The 21,100-nt window shown below is 72.0% G+C and carries 19 protein-coding genes; 9 read left to right on the top strand and 10 right to left on the bottom strand.

The window, feature by feature from the left end; translation table 11 throughout:
* Positions 1-7: 7 nt before the first annotated feature.
* Positions 8-865, top strand: a complete 858-nt coding sequence (locus tag ACFYNO_RS01075) for a trypsin-like serine peptidase (protein ID WP_388003116.1) — start codon at positions 8-10, stop codon at positions 863-865.
* Between the two features lie 10 nt (positions 866-875).
* Here ACFYNO_RS01075 and ACFYNO_RS01070 read toward each other — a convergent pair whose 3' ends face one another.
* Positions 876-1,334: an Lrp/AsnC family transcriptional regulator gene (locus ACFYNO_RS01070; protein WP_388003113.1), complete on the bottom strand. Its 459-nt coding sequence runs from the start codon at positions 1,332-1,334 to the stop codon at positions 876-878.
* 86 nt (positions 1,335-1,420) lie between these two features.
* Between ACFYNO_RS01070 and ACFYNO_RS01065 the strand changes: the two genes are divergently transcribed.
* Positions 1,421-2,062: a LysE family translocator gene (locus tag ACFYNO_RS01065; protein WP_388003110.1), complete on the top strand. Its 642-nt coding sequence runs from the start codon at positions 1,421-1,423 to the stop codon at positions 2,060-2,062.
* Positions 2,063-2,135: 73 nt separating this feature from the next.
* Here the strand turns inward: ACFYNO_RS01065 and ACFYNO_RS01060 are convergent, their stop codons facing one another.
* The gene (locus ACFYNO_RS01060) at positions 2,136-2,759 is read right to left on the bottom strand and encodes a TetR/AcrR family transcriptional regulator (RefSeq protein WP_388003107.1); all 624 of its coding nucleotides are present in this window, start codon (positions 2,757-2,759) and stop codon (positions 2,136-2,138) included.
* 124 nt (positions 2,760-2,883) lie between these two features.
* On the opposite strand from ACFYNO_RS01060, the gene ACFYNO_RS01055 reads away from it, so the two are divergent.
* The 3 genes from ACFYNO_RS01055 to ACFYNO_RS01045 are packed head-to-tail and all read left to right on the top strand — an operon-like array spanning position 2,884 to position 5,410.
* Positions 2,884-3,639 (top strand): SDR family oxidoreductase, encoded by a 756-nt coding sequence (locus ACFYNO_RS01055; protein ID WP_388003104.1) that lies wholly within the window; start codon positions 2,884-2,886, stop codon positions 3,637-3,639.
* Positions 3,636-4,457: an SDR family NAD(P)-dependent oxidoreductase gene (locus ACFYNO_RS01050; protein ID WP_388003101.1), complete on the top strand. Its 822-nt coding sequence runs from the start codon at positions 3,636-3,638 to the stop codon at positions 4,455-4,457. The genes ACFYNO_RS01055 and ACFYNO_RS01050 overlap by 4 nt, the downstream gene beginning before the upstream one ends.
* Positions 4,454-5,410, top strand: a complete 957-nt coding sequence (locus ACFYNO_RS01045; protein ID WP_388003098.1) for an NADPH:quinone oxidoreductase family protein — start codon at positions 4,454-4,456, stop codon at positions 5,408-5,410. Before ACFYNO_RS01050 ends, ACFYNO_RS01045 begins: the two co-directional genes overlap by 4 nt.
* 46 nt (positions 5,411-5,456) lie before the next feature.
* On the opposite strand, the gene ACFYNO_RS01040 is transcribed toward ACFYNO_RS01045, so the two are convergent.
* The 3 genes from ACFYNO_RS01040 to ACFYNO_RS01030 form a co-directional block, all read right to left on the bottom strand.
* Positions 5,457-6,635, bottom strand: coding sequence for an acyl-CoA dehydrogenase family protein (locus tag ACFYNO_RS01040; protein WP_388003095.1), 1,179 nt, complete (start codon positions 6,633-6,635; stop codon positions 5,457-5,459).
* 5 nt (positions 6,636-6,640) lie between these two features.
* Positions 6,641-7,639, bottom strand: coding sequence for a phosphotransferase family protein (locus ACFYNO_RS01035; protein WP_388003092.1), 999 nt, complete (start codon positions 7,637-7,639; stop codon positions 6,641-6,643).
* A gap of 146 nt (positions 7,640-7,785) precedes the next feature.
* A complete protein-coding gene (locus ACFYNO_RS01030) occupies positions 7,786-9,444 on the bottom strand; it encodes a purple acid phosphatase family protein (protein ID WP_388003089.1) in 1,659 nt (552 codons plus the stop codon).
* Between the two features lie 270 nt (positions 9,445-9,714).
* Between ACFYNO_RS01030 and trpS the strand changes: the two genes are divergently transcribed.
* The 3 genes from trpS to ACFYNO_RS01015 all read left to right on the top strand — a co-directional run bounded on the left by trpS (position 9,715) and on the right by ACFYNO_RS01015 (position 13,308).
* Positions 9,715-10,713 (top strand): tryptophan--tRNA ligase, encoded by a 999-nt coding sequence (gene trpS, locus ACFYNO_RS01025; RefSeq protein WP_388003086.1) that lies wholly within the window; start codon positions 9,715-9,717, stop codon positions 10,711-10,713.
* A gap of 324 nt (positions 10,714-11,037) precedes the next feature.
* Positions 11,038-12,441, top strand: coding sequence for a nucleobase:cation symporter-2 family protein (locus ACFYNO_RS01020; RefSeq protein WP_388003083.1), 1,404 nt, complete (start codon positions 11,038-11,040; stop codon positions 12,439-12,441).
* A gap of 90 nt (positions 12,442-12,531) precedes the next feature.
* Positions 12,532-13,308 carry a DUF2785 domain-containing protein gene (locus tag ACFYNO_RS01015; RefSeq protein ID WP_388003080.1) on the top strand — a complete coding sequence of 259 codons (777 nt, stop codon included), beginning with the start codon at positions 12,532-12,534 and terminating at the stop codon, positions 13,306-13,308.
* A 7-nt stretch (positions 13,309-13,315) separates the two neighbouring features.
* Here ACFYNO_RS01015 and ACFYNO_RS01010 read toward each other — a convergent pair whose 3' ends face one another.
* Positions 13,316-14,764, bottom strand: coding sequence for an ATP-binding protein (locus ACFYNO_RS01010; RefSeq protein ID WP_388003077.1), 1,449 nt, complete (start codon positions 14,762-14,764; stop codon positions 13,316-13,318).
* A gap of 174 nt (positions 14,765-14,938) precedes the next feature.
* On the opposite strand from ACFYNO_RS01010, the gene ACFYNO_RS01005 reads away from it, so the two are divergent.
* A complete protein-coding gene (locus ACFYNO_RS01005; protein ID WP_388003074.1) occupies positions 14,939-16,252 on the top strand; it encodes an acyltransferase in 1,314 nt (437 codons plus the stop codon).
* 55 nt (positions 16,253-16,307) lie between these two features.
* Here the strand turns inward: ACFYNO_RS01005 and ACFYNO_RS01000 are convergent, their stop codons facing one another.
* The 4 genes from ACFYNO_RS01000 to ACFYNO_RS00985 all read right to left on the bottom strand — a co-directional run bounded on the left by ACFYNO_RS01000 (position 16,308) and on the right by ACFYNO_RS00985 (position 20,825).
* On the bottom strand, positions 16,308-16,664 hold the full coding sequence (locus ACFYNO_RS01000; protein WP_388003071.1) for a hypothetical protein: 357 nt from the start codon (positions 16,662-16,664) through the stop codon (positions 16,308-16,310).
* Positions 16,661-17,203 (bottom strand): MarR family transcriptional regulator, encoded by a 543-nt coding sequence (locus ACFYNO_RS00995; RefSeq protein ID WP_388003068.1) that lies wholly within the window; start codon positions 17,201-17,203, stop codon positions 16,661-16,663. Before ACFYNO_RS00995 ends, ACFYNO_RS01000 begins: the two co-directional genes overlap by 4 nt.
* Positions 17,204-17,416: 213 nt before the next feature.
* The gene (locus ACFYNO_RS00990) at positions 17,417-17,560 is read right to left on the bottom strand and encodes a hypothetical protein (protein WP_388003065.1); all 144 of its coding nucleotides are present in this window, start codon (positions 17,558-17,560) and stop codon (positions 17,417-17,419) included.
* Between the two features lie 145 nt (positions 17,561-17,705).
* Positions 17,706-20,825: a BTAD domain-containing putative transcriptional regulator gene (locus tag ACFYNO_RS00985; protein WP_388003062.1), complete on the bottom strand. Its 3,120-nt coding sequence runs from the start codon at positions 20,823-20,825 to the stop codon at positions 17,706-17,708.
* Positions 20,826-21,100: the final 275 nt, after the last annotated feature.

Here is a 21,100-nt window from a genome sequence, read left to right as displayed (position 1 = left end):
CCCCCACATGAAGACGCCCCTCAGCGGCCTGCTGGCAGTGACCCTGCTCGGCACCGCCGGCGTGCTGTCCGCCGCCAACCCCGCCAGCGCCGCCGCCCCCACCGGTGCCGCTCCCGCCGCCCAGGTCCGGGCCGCCGCCTCGTTCGCCGGCACCGTCGCGCTGGACGACTGCTCCGGCTCGGTGATCCGGATGCCCGGCTCGCAGCCCGCCGACCCCGCGCTGGTGCTCACCAACGGCCACTGCCTGGAGACCGGCATGCCGTCGCCCGGCGAGGTGATCACCAACCAGGCCTCCAGCCGGACCTTCACCCTGCTCTCCGCGAGCGGGGGCCGCCTGGCCACCCTGCGCGCCACCAAGGTCGTCTACTCCACCATGACCGACACGGACGTGACGATCTACCAGCTGAACACCACCTACCAGAGCATCCAACAGCGGTACGGCATCAGCGCGCTGACCCTCTCGACGAACCACCCGGCGGCCGGCACCGCGATCAACGTGGTCTCCGGCTACTGGAAGACCGTCTACAGCTGCTCGATCGACGGCTTCGTGCCGGAGTTGAAGGAGGCGGACTGGACCTGGAAGGACTCGGTCCGGTACACCTCCAGCTGCAACACCATCGGCGGCACCTCGGGTTCGCCGGTGCTCGACGCCGCCAGCGGCCTGGTGGTCGCGGTCAACAACACCGGCAACGAGAACGGCGAGACCTGCACCCTCGACAACCCCTGCGAGGTGGACGCCAACGGGAACATCACGGTGCACCAGGGCACCAACTACGCCGAGGAGACCTACGGGATACCGGCCTGCTTCGGGCCCGGCACCCGGCTGAACCTCGCGCTGGCCGGCTGCACGCTGCCCAAGCCGTAGGGCCTGGGCGTCAGTTGCCGGTCGGGATGCCCTCGTCGGGGCGCACCAGCTTCAGCGGCAGGTGCGAGTTGACCTGGGCGATGCCGGGCAGGCCGCAGAGCACATCGGTGTGGAACCGCTCGTAGGCGGCCAGGTCGGCGACGGCGACCCGGAGCAGGTAGTCCGGGTCGCCGAACAGCCGGTGCGCCTCGATCACCTCGGGCAGGGCGGCCACCCGGCCCTCGAACTCGGCGACCGTCGGCTTGTCCTCGCGGGCCATCACCACCGTGACGAAGGCCTGGAAGCCCCGGTCGAGCGAGGCGCCGTCCAGCAGGGCGCGGTAGCCGCGGATCACGCCGCGCTGCTCCAGGTGGCGCACCCGGCGCAGGCAGGGCGACGGGGTCAGGCCGACCCGGTCGGCCAGCTCGGCGTTGGTCAGGCGGGCGTCCTGCTGAAGCTCGCGCAGGATGCTGCGGTCAATCCGGTCCATGGCGCAACATCCTGCCACATCACCCCGGTGAGCTGCGGAAACCGGTCATCGGCTGCCACGCCGTTCCGGCTACCTTCGGGCCCATCATGGACACCCACCTGCTGCTGCTCTTCCTGGGCGTGGACCTGCTGCTGGTCTGCACCCCCGGGCCCGACTGGCTCTACGTCCTGGCCCGCAGCCTCGGCCAGGGCCGCCGCACCGGGCTCACCGCCGTGGCCGGCATCTGCGCCGGCTACGCCCTGCACACCCTGCTCGCCGCGGCCGGGCTGGCCGCCGCCGTGCGGGCGGTGCCGGCCGCGCTGCCCGCGCTGCGCTACCTCGGCGCCGGGTACCTGGTGCTGATCGCCGTCCGGCTGCTGCTCGCCGCGCGGCGCGGGGGCGGGGGCGGGGCGGGGGCGGTCGGGGCGGTGGCCGCCGCGCAGCCGAGCGGGCGGACGGTGCTGCGGCAGAGCCTGCTCACCGCGCTGCTCAACCCCAAGGGGCTGCTGCTCTACCTCTCGCTGATCCCGCAGTTCATCGCACCGCACGCGGCGCTGCCGATCGGCGGGCAGGTGGCGGTGCTGGGAAGCCTCAACGTGCTGGGGTGCGCGGGGGTCTACGGGGTGGTGGCGCTGCTGGCCGGGCGGGCGCAGGGGTCGCTGGCGCGCTCGGAGCGGGGGGCGCGGCGGGCGTCCACCGCGTCGGCGGTGCTGCTGCTCGCGGTGGCGGCGGTGACGGCGGGGGCGTGACGGGGTCCGGTGGGGCGACGGCGCCCGGTGGTGGCCGCCACCGGCTACCGGGGCGGCGCCGCCGCCGCTGCCGCTAGCCGGCGCCCAGCATCCGCAGCACCAGCTCCCCGTACCGCTGGCCCAGCTGCTCCGGGGTCTCGGTGCTGCGGTCGTTGTACCAGCGGGCGACGTCGATGCCGAGCCCGGTGATCGCGCGGGCCGTGGTGCGGATGTCGGTGGCCGTGAAGCTGCCGTCGGCCACGCCCGCCTCGATCACCAGGCGCACGGTGTCCTCGATCCGCCGCCGCAGCTCCGCGACGACGGCGAAGTCCTCCTCGGGCAGCGCGCGCAGCTCGTAGTTGACGATCCGCCCGACCGTGTGGCCGCGGGCGTGCCAGGCGGTGAAGTCCTCGACCAGCCGCCGCATCTGCTCGCGCGGCCCGCCCTCGGTGCCGGCCACCGCCTGCTCGACCAGGGCCAGCGTGGCGGCGTGCCCGCTGCGGCTGATCTCGGCGAGCAGCGCGGCCTTGCTGGAGTAGTGGATGTAGAGCGCGGCGGGGCTCATCCCGGCCTGGGTGGCGATGTCCCGGGTGGTGGTCGCGTGGAAGCCGCGCTGGGCGAAGGAGTCGACGGCCGCGCTCAGCAGTCGTCTGGCGGCTTCGGGGCGCTCGCCCGGCCACTGGTCGGCGGGGTGTGGCGCGGTGGTCATGGTGCACATCCTCGCATGGGGTCGCGGCCGGCCGGTGTTGACAGTGTGTGCCGCACCCAAGATGCTAAGCAAGCGCTTAGTTACTTGCGAGTTCGGCCCGTCGGCCGTGCTCCGTCCGTGATTGGGGTCCACCATGACGCTGAGTTTCAAGGGACAGGTGGCTCTGGTCACCGGGGCCAGCCGGGGCATCGGCCTCGGGATCGCCCGCGAGCTGGTCGCCCGGGGCGCCAGGGTCTGCGTCACGGCCCGCACCCCCGAGCCGCTGGCGGAGGCGGTGCTGGAGCTCGGCGGCCCGGACCGGGCGATCGGCGTGGCGGGCAAGGCGGACGACGCCGAGCACCAGCAGGCGGCGGTGGACCGCACCGTGGCCGAGTTCGGCCGGCTCGACCTGCTGGTCAACAACACCGGCATCAACCCGGTCTTCGGCCCGGTGCTGGAGACCGACCCGGTGGCCGCCGCCAAGATCCTCGCCGTCAACGTGCTCGGCCCGCTCGCCTGGACCCGGCTTGCCCACCAGGCCTGGATGGGCGAGCACGGCGGCGCCGTGGTGAACGTCTCCTCCATCGCCGGCCTGCGCACCTCGCCGGGCATCGGCATGTACGGCGTGAGCAAGGCGGCGCTCTCCCGGCTCACCATGGAGCTGGCCGGCGAGCTCGGCCCGAGGATCCGGGTGAACGCCGTCGCCCCGGCCGTGGTGAAGACCAAGTTCGCCGAGGCGCTGTACGCCGGCCGCGAGGAGCAGGCCGCCGCGCCCTACCCGCTCAAGCGCCTCGGCCTGCCCGAGGACGTGGCCGGCGCGGTCGCCTTCCTGCTCTCCGAGGAGGCCTCCTGGATCACCGGCCAGACCCTGGTGATCGACGGCGGCGTCACCCTCGGCGGTGGCCTGTGACCGGTGCGCCCGCCGGACGGCGTCCGGTCACCGGGCAGCGCGTGGTGGTCACCGGCGCGGGCAACGGCATCGGCGCCGCGCTGGCCGAGGCCTTCGCGGCCGCCGGCGCCCGCGTCGTGGTGAACGACCTGGACGCGGCCGCCGCCGCCCGCACCGCCGCCCGGACCGGCGGGACCGCGGTGCCCGGCGACGCGGCCGGGCGGGACGGCGTCGCCCGCCTGATCGAGGCGGCCCGGGCCGAGCTGGGCGGGATCGACGTCTACTGCGCGAACGCCGGCGTGGCGCCCGCGGGCGGGCCGGAGGCGCCCGAGGCGCTCTGGTCCGCCGCCTGGGAGGTCAATGTGATGGCCCACGTCCGGGCCGCCGAACTGCTGCTGCCCGAGTGGTTGGAGCGCGGCGCCGGGCGGTTCGTGGCCACCGTCTCGGCCGCCGGGCTGCTCACCATGCTCGGCTCCGCGCCGTACTCGGTGAGCAAGCACGCCGCGCTCTCCTTCGCCGAGTGGCTGTCCGCCACCTACCGGCACCGCGGCATCCGGGTGCACGCGCTCTGCCCGCAGGGCGTGCGGACCCAGCTGCTCGCCGAGTCCGGCGAGTTGGGGCAGGCGCTGATGGGCGCCGGGGCGCTGGAGCCGGCCGAGGTGGCGGCCGAGACGCTACGGGCGATCGAGCAGGAGCGCTTCCTGGTGCTGCCGCACCCGGAGGTGGCGCAGTTCTACGCGGTCCGGGCCACCGACCCGGACCGCTGGCTGGACGGGATGAACCGGCTGCAGCGCAAGTTCGTGACGGATGGGCCGAGCGGGACGGAGGAGGGCCGATGAGGGGCTGGCAGGTGACCGGCGAGGGGCAGCCGACCGAGGTGATGCGGCTGCTGGCGGGCCTTCCGCAGCCCGAACCGGCGGACGGGCAGGTGCTGGTGAAGGTGCGGGCGGCGGCGGTCAACTTCCCCGACGCGCTGATGTGCCTGGGGCAGTACCAGCTGAAGCCGCCGCTGCCGTTCGTGCCGGGCGTCGAGCTGTGCGGCGAACTCCCGGACGGCAGCCGGGTGATCGGCACCCCGGCCGCGCCCAGCGGGGCCTTCGCCGAGTACGCGCTGCTGGACGCCCGGGCGCTCTTCCCGGCCCCGGCCGCGCTGGACGACGCCGAGGCGGCCGCGCTGCACATCGGCTACCAGACGGCCTGGTTCGCGCTGCACCGCCGGGCCGCGCTGCGGGCCGGCGAGACGCTGCTGGTGCACGCGGCCGTCGGCGGGGTCGGCAGCGCCGCCGTGCAGCTCGGCCGGGCGGCCGGCGCCCGGGTGGTGGCCGTCGTCGGCGGCGCCGAGAAGGCCAAGCTGGCCCAGGAGTCGGGCGCCGACCTGGTGGTGGACCGGACCCGGGAGGACTTCGTCGCCGCGGTGCGCGAGTTCACCGGCGGGCGGGGCGCCGACGTGGTCTTCGACCCGGTCGGCGGGTCGGCCTACACCGGCTCCACCAAGTGCATCGCCTTCGAGGGCCGGATCGTGGTGGTCGGCTTCGCCAGCGGCACCATCCCCAACCCGCCGCTCGGGCACGCGCTGGTGAAGAACTACACGCTGCTGGGCCTGCACTGGGGCCTCTACGCGGCGAAGGACCCGGCGGCGGTGCGGGACTGCCACCGCGAGCTCACCGCGCTGGCCGACTCCGGGGTGATCCGCCCGCTGGTCTCCGAGCGGCTGCCGCTGGAGGGGGCGGCCGACGCGGTGCAGCGGGTGCTGGCCGGGCGCACCACCGGACGGGTGGTCATCCTCCCCTGAACGGCCCTGCGGGCCCGGCCGGTTGCGGTCGGGCCCGCAGGCCTCGTCAGCTTCGGTACTTGGCCAGCTCGCGGCGGGCCAGCGAGCGCCGGTGCACCTCGTCCGGCCCGTCGGCCAGCCGGAGCGTGCGCAGGCCGGCCCAGAGCTGGGCGAGCGGGGTGTCCTGGCTGACGCCCGCCGCGCCGTGCGCCTGCACGGCCTTGTCCAGGATCCACTCGACGGTCTGCGGCACCACGATCTTGATCGCCTGGATCTCGGTGTGCGCGCCCTTGTTGCCCACGGTGTCCATCAGCCAGGCGGCCTTCAGCACCAGCAGCCGGGCCTGCTCGATCCGCACCCGGGACTCGGCGATCCAGTCCTGGATCACGCCCTGCGCGGCCAGCGGCCTGCCGAAGGCGGTGCGTTCGCCGACCCGGCGGCACATCAGCTCGAGGGCCCGCTCGGCCACGCCGATCGCCCGCATGCAGTGGTGGATCCGCCCCGGGCCGAGCCGGGCCTGGGCGATGGCGAAGCCGGAGCCGGGCTCGCCGATCAGGTTCCCGGCCGGCACCCGGACGTCCTCGAAGAGCACCTCGGCGTGGCCGCCGTGGTCCCGGTCCTCGTAGCCGAAGACCGTCATCGCCCGCTTCACCGTGACGCCCGGGGTGTCGCGCGGCACCAGGATCATCGACTGGCGGCGGCGGACGTCGGCCTCCGGGTCGGTCTGGCCCATCACGATGAAGATCCGGCACTCCGGGTTCATCGCCCCGGTGATGTACCACTTGCGCCCGTTGATCACGTAGTCGTCGCCGACCCGCTCGATCCGGGTCTCGATGTTGGTGGCGTCCGAGGAGGCCACCTCGGGCTCGGTCATCGCGAAGGCGGAGCGGATCTCGCCGGCCAGCAGCGGCTCCAGCCACTGCTTGCGCTGGGCCTCGTCGCCGAACTGGGCGAGCAGCTCCATGTTGCCGGTGTCGGGGGCCGCGCAGTTGAGTGCGGCCGGTGCCAACTGGATACTGCGGCCGGTGAGTTCGGCGAGGGGCGCGTACTGCAGGTTGGGCAGCTCGATGAACAGGTTCCACAGGCCGCGGGCCCGGGCCTCCTGCTGCAGTTCGGTGATCACCGCCGGGGTGGACCAGTCGGGCTGGAGCGCCAGCCGGGACTCGGCGGGGTAGACCCGCTCCTCCAGGAAGGCGGTCAGCTGCTCGCGCAGCTCCTCGGTGCGGGTGTCGAAGGCGAAGTCCACTGCTGTCAGCGCTCCTTGAGGGCGGCCAGGCCGTGCTGGACGAAGATCGGGACCAGCTCGCCGACCCGGTCGAAGCCGGTGCCGACGGTGCGGCCCTGCTGGAACCGGAAGTGGATGCCCTCCAGCACCACGGCGAGCTTGAAGCTGGCGAAGGCGACGTACCAGTCGACGGCGGCGGTGTCCCGGGCGGAGCCCGCCGTGTAGCGCTCGACCAGTTCGGCACTGTCCGGGAACCCGGGGGCCAGTGCCACGCCAGGGATGACGCCGGCGAACCGCCCGGCGAGCTGGGTGTACATCACCAGCAGGCCGAGGTCGGTGAGCGGGTCGCCGAGGGTGGACATCTCCCAGTCGAGCACCGCGGTGATCCGGTCGTCCGGGCCGACCAGCACGTTGTCCAGCCGGTAGTCGCCGTGCACCAGGGCCGGTGCGGGGGAGTCCGGCAGGGTGGCGGCGAGGCGGTCGCGCAGCTCGTCGATCCCGGGCACCTCGCGGCTGCGGGAGGCGTCCAACTGCTTGCCCCAGCGCTGCAGCTGACGGGCGAGGAAGCCCTCCGGGCGCCCGAAGTCGGCCAGGCCGACCTCCGACGGGTCGATGGCGTGCAGGGCGACCAGGGTGTCCACCAGGTGCTCGCCCAGCGCCCGGACCCGCTGCGGGCCGATCGCGGCCAGCGCCCCGGCGTCCCGGTGCGCGGTGCCGTCCACGAACTCCATCAGGTAGAACGGCGCGCCGATCACCTCCGGATCCTCGGTCAGCCGGAGCGGGCGGGGCACCGGCACGGCCGAGCCGTGCAGCCCGCTGAGCACCCGGAACTCCCGGCCCATGTCGTGCGCGGTGGCCAGCACGTGCCCGAGCGGCGGGCGGCGCAGCACCCAGCGCTCGGCGCCGTCGGTCAGCCGGTAGGTCAGGTTGGAGCGGCCGCCCTCGATCAGCTCGGCGCGCAGCGGGCCGGTGCCCAGGTGGGCCTGGAGCCTGGCGAGGTCGAGGCCAGGGGGGTTCTCGGGCATGGGCGTCCTCCAGAGGGTGGTGACTAAGCGCTTGCTTAGCCTAGCCAGCAGGCCTCCCCTGTCAACGCCACGACCCCCGGAAACGCCGGAGCCGCGCCCGCCCCCCTCGGACGGGCGCGGCTCCGGCGCCCCTGCAAGCCCGCGGACTAGCGGCCGTCGGACCGCTTGCGCTGCAGCACGAAGGTCTCCAGCGGGCTGATCGCCCCGTCGGGCTGGGCCACCGTGTAGTAGGTCACGTGGATGCTGGTGGTCGCGCCCGGGTGGGTGCCCGGGTCCACGGTGAAGGCCGCGAAGCCGTAGGAGTGGTCCAGGTCGCGCTTGCCGATCCACGGCGCGTCCTCGAACACGTACATCGGCGCCCGCTTGCCGTTGGCACCCACCGCGCCGACGCCGGTGATCACCTTCGCCTTGCCCGGGTTGAAGAACTTGCTGTTGCTCGGCGAGGAGGTGCCGCCGCCGCCCAGCACCATGTGCACGGTGCCCTGGGAGGTGTCGATCAGGTCGGTGTCGGTGGCGACCGGGTTCGGGGTCAGCGTCTCCGAGCCGGAGACGGTGCCGCGCACCGGGTGCGAGCGCTCGTAGTCGTGCTCGTGGCCGCAGACCACCAGGTCGACCTGGTAGCGGTCGAAGAGCGGGCCCCACTGCTCGCGGATGCCCTGGTCGGCGCCGTTGGCGTCGGAGGAGCTGATGATCACCTGGTGCATGCAGACCACGACCCAGTCGATCGACCTGTCCGACCGTGCCGCCGCCAGGTCCTTCTCCAGCCAGGCGCGCTGGGCGCCGCCGCTGTAGCCGTTGACGTAGGCGTCGCCGGCGTCCTGGTAGGCCACGTCGTCGTTCTGCAGCACCACCACGTGCACCGAGCCGACGGTGAAGGAGTACCAGAGGCCCTTGGTCTCGGCGTCGCCGCCGTTGTCGGGCAGGTCGAACCGGGTCTGGAAGGCGGTGAAGCCGATCGGGCCGTTCGCCTTCTCGTTCTCGTGGTTGCCCGCGGCCGGCATCCACGGGCGGTACCGGGCCGAGCGGGTGTTGTTGGCGTGGAAGCCCTGCCAGGTGCGCAGCCGGTCCGGCGAGATGTTGGCGTAGCAGAGGTCGCCGTTGAGCAGGTGGAAGAGCGGGTCGACCTGCTCGATGCCGGCCACGATGTCGGCCGAGGCGGGCGAGGCGATGCCGCTGGGCACCGAGGTGTAGCCGCCCTTGCCGTCCGGCTGCCAGGTGGTGATCGGCACGGCCTGGTCGCCGAAGGAGGTGAAGGTGAAGGCCTGCCGGCCGCGCTGGGCGGTGCGGAAGGTGCCGGCGTCCGGGCGCCCGCCGTCGTGCAGGGCGGCGTAGGTGTAGTAGGTGCCCGGGCGCAGGTTGCGCATCTTCGCGTGGTGCGTGTAGACGGTGCGGTTGCTGACGCCGTCCACGTAGGTGCGGGTCTCGGCCTGTACGGTGTGGCCGAAGCCGCCGTCCAGGGTGCCCAGCTGCACGCGCGGACGGCGGACCGGGCCGTCCGTGGTCCAGGAGGCGGTCATCTCCCGGGTCGGGTCCTGGCCGAAGGTCAGGTGCAGGCCCTCGACGGCCGGGGCGCCCATCGACTCCGGCCGGGTCAGCAGCAGCGGCGAGCCCTGGCCCTGCCCCTGGTCCTGTCCCTGGTCGTCGGAGTTGCCCGACGGGGCGTCAGCCGCCGCCGGGGTGGCGGTCAGCAGTGGTGCGGCGGCCAGCGCGGCGCCCCCCACCGAGGCGGTCAGCCGCAGCGCACTGCGCCGGCTCACGGTGCCGTCCGCCGGCTGCGTCGCTGGGGCGTCATGGGGCTGGTCCATGAATGATCCTCACTTCGGGGTCGTAGAGGCGGATCAGACTAGGTTCCGCCGCCGCCCGTGGAGTGAACACGGAACAGCGCCGCACTGAACGCTGATCCGCGTTAGAGTGAGGACCATGCGCACACCGCTGCCGTCGTTCAGCTGGTGGCCGTCCTAGGACGGCCGCGCATCCACCATGCCCAGGGCCGTCCGTGCGGACGGCCCTTTCGCGTGCTCCTCGCCGCGGGCCCCGCGCGGACGGCAGAAACCCCGCCCGACGAGGAGATCCCGATGCCCCAGGTCCACCCCCGCGTGCTCACCGGCGACCGCCCCACCGGCCGGTTCCACCTCGGCCACTACTTCGGCACCCTGCAGAACCGGGTCCGGCTGCAGGCCGAGGGCGCCGAGCTCTTCGTGGTGATCGCCGACTACCAGGTGCTGACCGACCGCGACGTGGCCGAGCGACTGGCCGAGTACGTCGAGGAGTTGGTGCTGGACTACCTGGCGGTCGGGATCGACCCGGAGCGCGCGGTGATCTTCACCCACAGCGCCGTGCCGGGCCTCAACCAGCTGCTGCTGCCCTTCCTCAGCCTGATCAGCGCCGCCGAACTGCGCCGCAACCCGACGGTCAAGGACGAGATCGCGCACTCCCAGCAGTCCGCGGTGAGCGGCCTGATGCTCACCTACCCGGTGCACCAGGCGGCCGACATCCTCTTCTGCAAGCCGGGGCTGGTGCCGGTCGGCCAGGACCAGCTGCCCCACCTGGAGGCCACCCGCACCATCGCCCGCCGCTTCAACGCCCGCTACGCCCACCCCGGTTCACCGGTCTTCCCGGAACCGCAGGCCCTGCTCTCGGCAGCCCCGAGGCTGTTGGGCACCGACGGCGGCAAGATGAGCAAGAGCCGCGGCAACGCCGTCTCGCTCGCCGCCACCGAGGACGAGACCGCCGAACTGCTCCGCGGCGCCAAGACCGACGCCGAACGCCGGATCACCTACGACCCGGTCGGCCGCCCCGAGGTCTCCAGCCTGCTGCTGCTCGGCGCCCTCTGCCAGGGCCGCGACCCCCAGTCGGTGGCCGAGGAGATCGGCGACGGCGGCGCCAGCCGCCTCAAGTCCCTGGTCACCGACGCGGTCAACGACCACTTCCGCCCGATCCGCAAGCGCCGCGCCGAACTCGCCGACGACCGCGCCCACTTGCGCGCCGTCCTGACCCGCGGCAACGCCCGCGCCAACGAGATCGCGGACCGCACGCTGGCGGAGGTGCTGGAGGTGATGGGGATGAAGTACTGACCCTCCGTCCTGGAGGAAGCTCCAAGACTGCGCCGACCGCGTGGTGAGGCTGCCGGAGGTATTGACGGAGGTCGGAGGACTTTCTAGATTCTCCTGCAATGCGGAAGAGATTTTCCGCATTGCGGATTTTCTCCCCGGTCGAAGCTGTGGCCGGGGAGGGAGGTCGTGAGCACAGTGGGCCGGACCCGTCGCCGCGGGTGCCGGCGGGGCGGGCGGTGCAGGAGCCGTTCGCCCGGGTCGTTCCAGCGTCGCCGTGCCCGTCCCGCATCCGGTGGTCGTTCCCGGACCCGAAACACCGTTCGGATGTGGAGGGAGCTGTCCCTGATGGACCGTCAGCTGATGCAGGAGACCGGCCGGCACCCGGTGGACCAGGTGCTGCCGCTCGGACGGATGTCGGCCGTCGCGGTGCAGCACGTGGCGAGCATGTACGCCGGGGTGGCCGCGCCGCCGCTGATCATCGGGGCCGCGGTCGGGCTCGATCCGGCGCAGTTGACCACGCTGCTCGCGGCGAGCCTCTTCGTGGCGGGTGTGGCGACCCTGCTGCAGACCCTGGGGGTGTGGCGGGTCGGGTCGCGGCTGCCGTTCGTCAACGGGGTCTCGTTCGCCACCGTCTCGCCGATCCTCGCCGTGGTGGCGGCCAAGAAGGGCGCAGCGCTGCCGCTGATCTTCGGATCCACGCTGATCGCGGGCCTGTTCTGCTTCCTGCTCGCGCCGGTCTTCTGCCGGCTGGTCAGGTTCTTCCCGCCGGTGGTCAGCGGCACGGTGATCACCCTGATCGGCGTCTCGCTGCTGCCGGTGGCCGGCAACTGGGCGCAGGGCGGCAACGCGCACGCGGCCGGCTACGGCTCGCTCGCCGATCTCGGGCTGGCCGGGGTGACGCTGCTCGCGGTGCTGGTGTTCAACCGCTACCTACGCGGCTTCCTGCAGCGGATCGCGATCCTGCTCGGCCTGCTGGCCGGCACCCTGGTGGCGGTGCCGCTCGGCAAGGTGGACACCGCCGCGCTCGGCCGGCTGCCGGTCTTCGAGCTGCCGCACCCGTTCGCCTTCGGTGCGCCGAAGTTCGAACTCGCCTCGGTCATCTCGATGCTGGTGGTGATGGTGGTCGCGATGACCGAGTCGACCGCCGACATGATCGCGCTCGGCGAGGTGGTCGAGCGCCCGGCCGACGACCGCACCATCGCCGGCGGGCTCCGTGCCGACGGGCTGGCCACCGCTTTCGGCGCCGTCTTCAACGGGTTCATCTGCTCCGCCTTCGCGCAGAACATCGGCCTGGTGGCGCTGACCCGGATCCGCAGCCGGTTCGTGGTGGCGCTCGGCGGCGGCCTGCTGGTCGTGATGGGTCTGATGCCGGTGGTCGGCGGGCTGGTCTCGCTGGTGCCGCAGCCGGTGCTCGGCGGGGCCGGGGTGGTGCTCTTCGGCTCGGTGGCGGTGGCCGGCATCCGCACCCTGAGCAAGGCCGACCTGAGCGTGGGGTCCAATGCGATCATCGTCGCCGTCAGCCTCGGCTTCGGCATCGTCCCGATCGCCTACCCCTCCTTCTACCACGCGCTGCCCGAGCAACTGGCCACCGTGCTGAGCTCCGGCATCTCGGCCGGCTGCGTGCTGGCGATCCTGCTCAACCTGTTCTTCAACCACCTCGGCCGGGGCCGCGAGATCCCGCCCGCTTACGTGCCGGAGGCGCAGATCGCCGCGCTCGGCAAGGTGGAGGAGCTGAGCGAGCGCGGGTAGCCCGGAGGGAGCCGATCCTGATCGTCACCGTGCGGGAGCTGGACCACGCCTGGCCGCCGCACCGCTGACGCCCTCTCGTACACTCCGCGGATGCAGCTGTTCGCACCCGACTTCCCGTTCCCCGCCGACCTCCCGGCCGAGCAGGTCGCCGACACCCTCGCCGACCTGCTGACCTCGCCCGACCCCGCGATCCGCGACGACCAGGCCTACACCGCCCTCGCCCAGTGGACCCGGGAGGGCCGCCTCGACACGGTGCTGCCACGCCTCGGCGACGCGGCCGCCGACCGCCTCACCCACCCCGAGGTGCAGGCCCGCACCTTCGCGCCCCTGGTGCTGCGCTGCGTCCTCGCCCGCGGCGTCAGCCCCGAGAACGCCGAGCGCTGGTACCCGGCCTTCGCCGCCTGGTACCCCGCCGAGCCGGACACCCGCGGCTGGGACGACCGCCTCGGCTGGCTGCACGCCGTCGCCCACGGCGCCGACGCGGCCGCCGCCTTCGCCACCGCCCTCCCGCACCGCGCCCCCGACCTCCTCGACCTCTGCGCCCACCGCATCTGCGCCCCCGGGGCCACCTCGCGCTACGTCCAGCTCGAGGACGCCCGCCTGGCCCGCGCCATCACCGGCATCCTGCACACCCCCGACCTCCCGGAACCGGCCGCCCTCGGCTGGCTCGACCACCTCGTCACCGCCCTCGAAGGCGGCGGCCCGGGACCGGTGCCCGTCTGGGCCTTCAACATCTTCGCCACCCTGCAGGCGCTGCACCTGCACCTCACCCGCGGCCTGACGGAGGGCGGACTGCCACCGCACGCGGGCGCGGTGCGCGAGCGCGCGCTGGCGATCCTGGCGCCGGCGTACCCGTGGCTGGCGTGAGGGGCAGTCACGCCCAGGCGCCGACCACCTGCCGCGGGCCCCAGACCAGGCCGACGCCCGCGGGGTCGACCTCCGGGGCGACCCCGGAGAGGGAGGCCACCACCAGCCCCGTGGTCCCGGCTGTGAACCCCGGCACCTGAGGGGCGGATCGGGCGAGGGCGGCGAAGTCGTGGCCGTCGAAGGGGGAGAGCAGCCACTTGACGGAGCCGACGAAGGAGACCTGCCGGGCCGCCGGAGCGCGATCGGCGCCCACCAGGTCGAGCTCCGGGTCGAACTGCCGGTTCCACCAACCGCCGACCGCCTCGACCTGGCTCCAGGGCAGCGCGTCGTCCATGGCCGCCGACTCCAGCGACTGGCGGACCAGCGGCTCGACGGCCCGTCCGCGCCATGCCGTCCAGCGGCGGTCGATCACCCGGAACGCCGCCTCGGGGCGGCCGCGCCGGATCTGTTCGTGCGCGCTGCGCAGCACGGCCAGGTAGAGGCGCAGGCTGCTGTCGGCGATCCGGTAGAGGGCGGGCTTCCCCGGGCTGGTCGACAGGGGCTCGTCCATGGCCAGGACGTGCTTCTCCTCGACCAGGCGCCGCAGCAGCGGCGACAGCGAACCCGACGGGAGCGCGCCCTCGCGGCTGCCCGCCGTCGCGGCGATGTTCTTGTGGGTCCGGTCGCCGCCGCCCACCGCCTCCAGCACCCGGCGCGCCTGATCGGGCGCGGGGAACTCGGCCAACAGCGTCGACTCGGGAACGGAGAAGACCGGCGAGGCAGGGTCGGCGCATTCCTGTTCGAGGAACCTCAGGGCCGGTGTGCCGTGCGGCCAGGCCCGGAGGATGCCCGGCAGGCCGCCGCAGACCAGGTGGGCGTCGATGGCGTCGGCCGGCTCCAGCCCCAGGGCGGCACCGGTCTCCGCGGGATTCAGCGGGCCGAGGGTGAGGTTGTCGGCGCGGCCGTAGAAGGGCCGGTCGTAGGAGGTCAGCCGCTCCATCATGTGCAGGTCGCTGCCGAGCAGGAGCAGCAGCACCGGCCGGGTGGAGAGCAGCCGGTCCCAGGCGGTCTGCAACGCTCCTTCGAAGAGGCCGTCCTGCTCGCTGAGCCACGGAGCCTCGTCGATCACGATGATCGAGGGCCGGTCGGGCAGCACGGCCGCCAGGGCGCGGAACGCGTCCGGCCAACTGCCGGTGCCGCTGGACGGGATCAGGTCCTTGTCCAGCGGTACGGAGGACTGCCGGAGGTCGTCCAGGAACTCGTCGACGGCTTCGACCGGTGAAGCGCCCTTGGTGGCGGTGAAGAAGAGGTACGGGGTGTCGGCCCGGTTGCAGAACTCCTGGACGAGGCGAGACTTTCCGACCTGGCGTCGCCCGCGGATCGCGAGCGCGGCACCGGCGCCCGAGGCGGCGATCCGCTGGAGGCGCTTGTCGAGCAGGGCGAGCTCCATCGTGCGCCCGACGAACGAGGAGGCCATGGCGGCGGTCCCATCTAGGTAGATCCCATCTACGTAGATTCTATCTACCTGGCTGCGAGCCGTCGTGCCGGCCCGCCGCCCTCCACCGGGTCGGGCCCCGGAGCGGCTACGAATCAGTCACAGCCAGACCAAGCCGTGGGTGGCCGAACCGCCGGTCGGCGAGCATGACGGACCATGAGCAGAGACCGGTACGTCGACTTCCTGCGCGCGCTCGCCATCGTGCTGGTGGTGCTCGGACACTGGCTGATCACCGGGCTGGTACGCGACTCGGACGGCAGCATCAGCGCGCCCGAACTGCTGGCCACCGTGCCGTGGACGCAGTGGCTGACGCTCGGCTTCCAGATCATGCCGCTCTTCTTCCTGGCCGGCGGCTATGCGGCCGCCGGCTCGCTGACGCGCAATCCGCTGCCGGCCACCGCGTGGATGCGGTCCCGGGCGCTGCGGCTGCTGCTGCCGACCGCGGCGTACGCGGTGCTGGTGCTGGGCGCGATGGCGGTCTGCACGGCAGCCGGGGTGGACCGGGGGCTGCTGGGGATGGTGGGGTGGGCGCTGGGGATGCAGTTCTGGTTCCTGCCCGTCTTCCTGCTGCTCGGCGCCGCCACTCCCGCCCTGCACGCGGCGCACCGCCGCTGGGGCCTGCTGGTGCCCGCGGCCCTCGCCGCCGCCGCCCTGCTGCTCGGCCGCACGCCGCTCGCACCGGCCGACTACCTGCTGGTCTGGGGCGTCGCCTACCAACTCGGATTCTGCTGGCACGACGGACAACTGACGCTCCGGCGGAGTGCTGCCCTGGCCGGCGCCGGAGCGGCGGCCTTCGCCCTGCTGATCGGCCTCGGCCCGTACCCGGTGAGCCTGGTCCTGGTCACCGGCGAACGCCTCAGCAACACCAACCCGCCCTCACCCGCGATGCTCGCCTGGGCCCTCACCCAGACCGGCCTGTGCGTGCTGCTCGCGCCCGCGATGCGGCGGGTGCTGGCGCGGGAGCGCATCTGGCGCCTGGTCCGCCCGCTGGGCGCGCAGAGCATGACGCTGTACCTGTGGCACATGGTCCCCGTGCTGGCGGCGGCCGCGGCGTTCTACCTGACGGACCTCGCCCCGGAGCCGGTGTACGGCTCGGGCGGGTGGTGGCTGTACCGCCTGCCCTGGCTGGCCGTGCTCTCGCTGCTCCTGCTGCCGCTGCTCGCCGCACTGGGCCCCCTGCACCGCGCCCTCGCCGGCGCCGCGCGCGCCCTGCGCCCGGAAGCCCCCTTGCGCGCGCCGGCCACGGTGCTGCTCGCCGCGGGGGTGGCGGCGACGGTGCCGGGCCTGGTCCGCTGGGCGGAGGCGGGCTTCGCCCAGCACGGGAGCTTCCCGCTGGTGGCGGCGGTGGAGTTCGGGGCGGGGACGGCGGCGGTGGCGCTGGCGGGGATCGTACGCCGGACCGCGCTCGGGGGAGGGCGGGAGCAGGAGCCAGTTGCAGCCAACTATCCGGTCGGTCCGCCATCTCGATGACCGATCCGGGGCCGAGGCGCAGCGCCGACCGCCCCGGGGCCGTCACCGCAGTACGTCAGAACGGGCTCATTTCATCCAGGACCCGCTGAGCAAGCTCGATGATCGCCTGGACCTTCGGAACATCGTTCGTCACGTCCTGAGCTTCGATCCGAGGCGCTTCCAGATCCGCGTACTCCGCCTGATTCCGGCGTCGGCGCATGCGGTCGAACGGCCTGAGAGTCGCACCGAGAGGCGGATCGAGCTGCGCGCTGACAGCTTCCAGGACCGCGATGTGACCCCCTCGGCTGGTTGGTCGCAGCCCCTGGTTCTCCAGGACTGCGACCAACGCCTTTCGGGCGGCGTCGTACAGCAGCTGGTAGGCGCCGACGGCATCGATCCCTTCGACTGCGGAACGGCCCTGCTGCCACTTCATCCCTTGTGCTTCCTTTCGAACGCCTCGAGCTGAACCGTTGGCCGGCTCCTGACGCCCGTGAGGAACGGATCCGGGCCCGGCTCATGCCACCGGACCGACGAGACCCGGTGAACGTTGACCTCTCGGTCGAGTAGCCGCTCCGCCTTTCGCGCAGCCTCGTACAGTTCGTCCTCGTCGGGGTCGCCCACCACGAGCACGTCGACGTCGTTGGGCACCCCACCGTGTTCTCCCGAGTAGCGGGCTGCCCAGGAGCCGTAGATGTGAGCTTCCGTTACACCGGACAGCGGGAGCAGTAGGTCACCGAGCACTGCGATCGGGCCGTAGGTGAGGGCGAACAACTCGGTCAGCGGACCCGCCAACCGCCCGGTGGTGTTGGCCCGCAGCAGTCGCAGGTTTCCATACCGTCGCTCTCTGACGAGCTCTGCCTCGACCAGCCGGTCCGCCTCGCGGCTCGCGGTCGCGGTCGAAACGGCGAAGCGCGCGGCGATGTCGGCCAGAGAAGTCTCCTCCTGCGGATGCAGATACAGCCAGGCCAGCATCTCTCCTTGGAACGGCGTGCGTAGCAGTGGTAGGAGCGCCGGCGGAGGAGATTGCATAAGTTGAAGAGTATCTTGCGTCTTATGCAAGTACAGCCCGTCGGGCCGCTTCTTCATCCCCAAGAGTGACCGGTACTGCGCAAGCGGTCACGGAACCCGCGCAGTGCAACGGGGTGCGCTCGTCGAGCGCACCCCGTTCGAGCCTGGCCGACCCCGTCAGCAGCAGATGATCAGCCAGAGCGGGATCCAGTCGGCTATGGACTGGCTCGCCGCGGCTGGGGTGCGGCTGCCGCGAGAGGCGGTGGACTCGGGTGACGGCCAGGCGCACGTGGCTCGGCCGTCGACCTTCTGGTTGCTCATTGGTGTCCTTAACTGTCTTTCTGACCAGCAGGATTGACTGATCATCTGACAGGTTAGTCACCCTCTCTGTTGAGCTACAAATCGACTTGTCGATGAAGCTGATGATGTGCTAGGACTGTTGCTTGGTGGCATATGCCAGGAGTGCCTAGTGGAGCCCCCGGGGTTCTGTGGACTGCTGTGTCAGCAGGGCCGCGATGCGGGTGTGTTCGGCGGCATCCGCGTGGCGGCCCAGCCGTGACAGAACCGCCGCGAGCGTGCTGCGCGATTCGGCCTCCTCGCTTGGGATCTGGAGTCGCTGGGCCATGCCGACTGCGGCCGTGAGGCGCGCCTCGGCGGAGTCCAGGCGTCCGGCGTCGGCTTCGGCTGAACCGAGGCCGTGGGTCGCCGCGGCGCGTTCGTGGTCTGCTCCGATGACAATGCTGAGGGGTAGGGCCTCCTGGTACCAGGAGATCGCTTCCTCGGGGTGCGCGGCACGGCGGAGGAGGTCGCCGAGCGCGATCATGGTGTTCAGTTGGGAGAGACGTTCCCCTGCCCTGCGGAAGGCCGCCAGCGCCGAGATGCCCAACTCGTGCCCGCGTTGCCAGTCGTTCGGGCCATCAAGGGTGGCGATCAAGTTCGTCTGTGCACTCGCGAGTTCGTGTGTGGAGAGGACGAACTCGCCGATGGCCAGACATCTCTCGATGACCGTTCTCGCTGAATCCTTGTCGCCCTTCTGGAACAGAAGCTGCCCCAGATTGTTCAGTGCACTCGCCTCCATCCGCAGGTTCCCCACCCGCTGGAACCCGACCAGTGCTTCCTCCAAGTTGGCGATCGCGGTGGACAGGTCATCCAAATAGATGGTCACGATTCCGATGTTGTTCCTGATCCGGTCCGCCTGCAGCGAGTTCCCGATGCTCAACGCCAAAGTCAGGGCCCGGTCCTGTGCCTTCAACGCGGCGCGGAAGTCGCCGGTCTTGCCGTGCAGGGTGCCCGACTGGGCGATCGACTCCGCGATCGCCTCCGGGTCGTCGGCGAGGTGGGCGAGCGTGGCCGCCTGCGCATTGATGGCTGCCGCCTGGGGGAAGCGGGCCAGGTGGATGTAGAGGCCGGCGAGGTCGAGGAGGGCGCGGCTTTCGGCGTGGAGATCGCCGGTGTTGTGCCAGTGGTCGACCGCTGTGTGATGAAGGGCGATTCCCTCCGTCCAGTAGCCTTCTACGTCTAGGTGGCCGCCGAGGACGTGGGTGAGCCAGGCGGCTTCGATCTCCTGTTCGGTGTCCGTGGCGTACTGCAACACGGCAAGCAGGCCCTCCAGTTCGTCCGTCAGCCAGGCCCGTGCCGCTGCCGGATCCGCCCAGTGCGGTGTCGGCGCAGCCGCAGTGAACTCCGCCGGTATCGGCAGCCGCAGGCGGTGCGGGTACAGGGTCCGGTCCGCGCGGTCGACGGCGTCGATGGCGAAGTGCACCAGGCGGGTCATGGCCGCGCGTTCGGAAGTGCCCGGATTGGTGCGGTGGGCCAGGCTCGCCGCGAACTCCGCCATCAAGTCATGAAATGCGTAGAGTTCAGGCCTGGGCTCCTGTAACAGGTGGGTCTCCAGTAACTCCTCGATGGCCCGCTCGGTCGCAGCCGCGGAGCGCCCCAGCAGTGCCGCTGCGGCGTGCTGACCGAAGCGCGGGCCGGGGTAGAGGCTGAGCAGGCGGAAGGACTCCTGATGCTCTTCGGAGAGGGTGCGGTAGGAGAGTTCGAGGATTGGGGCCAGGTCTCTCCCCGTGTCGTGCAGTTCATCCAGCAGTCGGGTGGCGTGGCGGAGCCGCTTGAGCAGGTGGTCGAGGGTCCAGGTGGAGCGGGTCTTGAACCGGCTGGCTGCCAACTCGACTGCGTAGGGGTGGCAGTAGCATCGCTGGACGATCTCCTCGATCCGGTCCGGGTTGTCGGCCCGTTCCGGCCCGACCAGGGCACGGAAGAGGTCGACCGCCCGGTCGTCCGGCAGGGCATCGAGCAAAAGGTGGCGGGCGCCCGGGAGGTCGCTCAGGCCGCGGCGGCTGGTCAGCAGGACGAGTGAGCGGCTGCTCATCGGCAGCAGCTCGCGCACCTGGTCGCTGTCGGCCACGTCGTCGAGGATGATCAAGCAACGGCGTTCGGCAAGGAGCTGGTGCCAGAGCGCGGTGCGGCTCTCGCGGTCGGCGGGTACGGCTTGGGGCGGCAGCCCCAAGGCGCGCAGCAGGGCGAGCAGGGCAGCGTCCGTGGTCAGCGGCCGCTGCGAGGCGGACCTGGACTGGAGCTCCACCTTGACCTGGGCATCCGGGTACCGCTCGCCCAGGCGGTGGGCCAGATGAGTGGCGAGGGAGGTCTTGCCAGTGCCGCCGAGCCCGCTGATCACCAGTGGGCCGACCGCCAAGGGATCTAGAGCAGCTGCGAGTTCGTTATCGCGGCCGACCAACAGCCGCGGGGTGGGCAGGTTGTTGGGGACCGTGCGAGGAGCAGGTCGGCCCGCCGGTCGCTCGGCCGGCGGGGGTACCAGGTCCGCGGCAGCGGTGCCGGCCAGGATCCGCTGGTTCAGCTCGGTCAGTTCCCGCCCCGGCTGTGTGCCCAGTCGGGCCTTGAGGATCTTGCGCGTGTGGTGGAACAGCAGCAGCGCGTCGTCCTGCCGCCCGGACCCGTACAGCGCCACCATCAACCGTGCCACCAGCAGCTGGTTGGTCTCGTGCTGGTCGGTCAACCTGCGCAGCACCGGCACCAGTTCGCCAAAACGCCCGAGCCGCATCCCCACTGTGGCCTGGGTGAGCGCGGCAGCGACCTGATGGGAGCGCAGTGCCGAGCGGGTGGCGGTGGCCCAGCCGCCGTTCAGGCCGGCCAGGGGTTCGCCCTGCCACAAGTCCTCGGCCTGCCGGAGCAGGTCGAAGGCGCTGCGGTCCTCGCCGCGTTCGGCGTGGGCCTGGGCGCGTTCGGTGAGGCGGCGGAACCGGTGGTAGTCGATCAACTCCGGGTCGGCGGCCAGGGTGTAGGTGTGGGCATGGCCGGTGAGTTCGAAGGTGTCAGCGGGCAGGCCCTCGGCCGCGGTCGCTGACTGCAGGGCGCCGCGCAGCCGGGAGACCAGGGAGTAGAGGCTGTTCGCGGGTTCGGCGGGCAACTGGCCGTCCCAGATGCGCTCCACCAGGGCGCCGAGCGACAGGTGCCGGTTGACGTCCACTGCCAGCGCGGCGAGCAGGCAGCGGACCTGCTCCCTGCTGATTCTGGTGGGTCGGCCGAGGGCCACCAGTTCGACCGTGCCGAGCAGTCGCAGCTCCACCAAGGAATCTCTCCTTCCGGTCGGGCTCACCCCACGCCATGCGTTCGGACCGGGTGCTTGGTGGGGTAGAGATCACTGTGCTAGCCATTTGTTGGTTATGCAAAGTATTTGCCGATCGAGCTTCGAACTAACAAGAAAAGCGAAAGAAGTTGATCGATCAATGATCAATTAGGAAAAGGGGGAGGTCATGAGTGCAATCGAGGTCGAATTGGTGGTACAGGCGCTGGTCCGCTACGGTCCATCCGGCCGCGCGGCACTACTGGGTCTGATCGGCG

The sequence above is a fragment of the Kitasatospora sp. NPDC006697 genome (assembly GCF_042869935.1).
In the GTDB taxonomy this organism is placed as follows: domain Bacteria; phylum Actinomycetota; class Actinomycetes; order Streptomycetales; family Streptomycetaceae; genus Kitasatospora.
Note: the sequence above shows the minus strand (reverse complement) of the source record. Positions and strands in the feature narration are given on the sequence as shown.

Coding starts and splice junctions, on each gene's coding strand:
- ACFYNO_RS01075 (WP_388003116.1), top strand. CDS start 8: ATGAAGACGCCCCTCAGCGGCCTGCTGGCAGTGACCCTGCTCGGCACC.
- ACFYNO_RS01070 (WP_388003113.1), bottom strand. CDS start 1,334: ATGGACCGGATTGACCGCAGCATCCTGCGCGAGCTTCAGCAGGACGCC.
- ACFYNO_RS01065 (WP_388003110.1), top strand. CDS start 1,421: ATGGACACCCACCTGCTGCTGCTCTTCCTGGGCGTGGACCTGCTGCTG.
- ACFYNO_RS01060 (WP_388003107.1), bottom strand. CDS start 2,759: ATGTGCACCATGACCACCGCGCCACACCCCGCCGACCAGTGGCCGGGC.
- ACFYNO_RS01055 (WP_388003104.1), top strand. CDS start 2,884: ATGACGCTGAGTTTCAAGGGACAGGTGGCTCTGGTCACCGGGGCCAGC.
- ACFYNO_RS01045 (WP_388003098.1), top strand. CDS start 4,454: ATGAGGGGCTGGCAGGTGACCGGCGAGGGGCAGCCGACCGAGGTGATG.
- ACFYNO_RS01035 (WP_388003092.1), bottom strand. CDS start 7,639: ATGCCCGAGAACCCCCCTGGCCTCGACCTCGCCAGGCTCCAGGCCCAC.
- ACFYNO_RS01030 (WP_388003089.1), bottom strand. CDS start 9,444: ATGGACCAGCCCCATGACGCCCCAGCGACGCAGCCGGCGGACGGCACC.
- trpS (WP_388003086.1), top strand. CDS start 9,715: ATGCCCCAGGTCCACCCCCGCGTGCTCACCGGCGACCGCCCCACCGGC.
- ACFYNO_RS01020 (WP_388003083.1), top strand. CDS start 11,038: ATGGACCGTCAGCTGATGCAGGAGACCGGCCGGCACCCGGTGGACCAG.
- ACFYNO_RS01015 (WP_388003080.1), top strand. CDS start 12,532: ATGCAGCTGTTCGCACCCGACTTCCCGTTCCCCGCCGACCTCCCGGCC.
- ACFYNO_RS01010 (WP_388003077.1), bottom strand. CDS start 14,764: ATGGCCTCCTCGTTCGTCGGGCGCACGATGGAGCTCGCCCTGCTCGAC.
- ACFYNO_RS01005 (WP_388003074.1), top strand. CDS start 14,939: ATGAGCAGAGACCGGTACGTCGACTTCCTGCGCGCGCTCGCCATCGTG.
- ACFYNO_RS01000 (WP_388003071.1), bottom strand. CDS start 16,664: ATGAAGTGGCAGCAGGGCCGTTCCGCAGTCGAAGGGATCGATGCCGTC.
- ACFYNO_RS00995 (WP_388003068.1), bottom strand. CDS start 17,203: ATGCTGGCCTGGCTGTATCTGCATCCGCAGGAGGAGACTTCTCTGGCC.
- ACFYNO_RS00990 (WP_388003065.1), bottom strand. CDS start 17,560: ATGAGCAACCAGAAGGTCGACGGCCGAGCCACGTGCGCCTGGCCGTCA.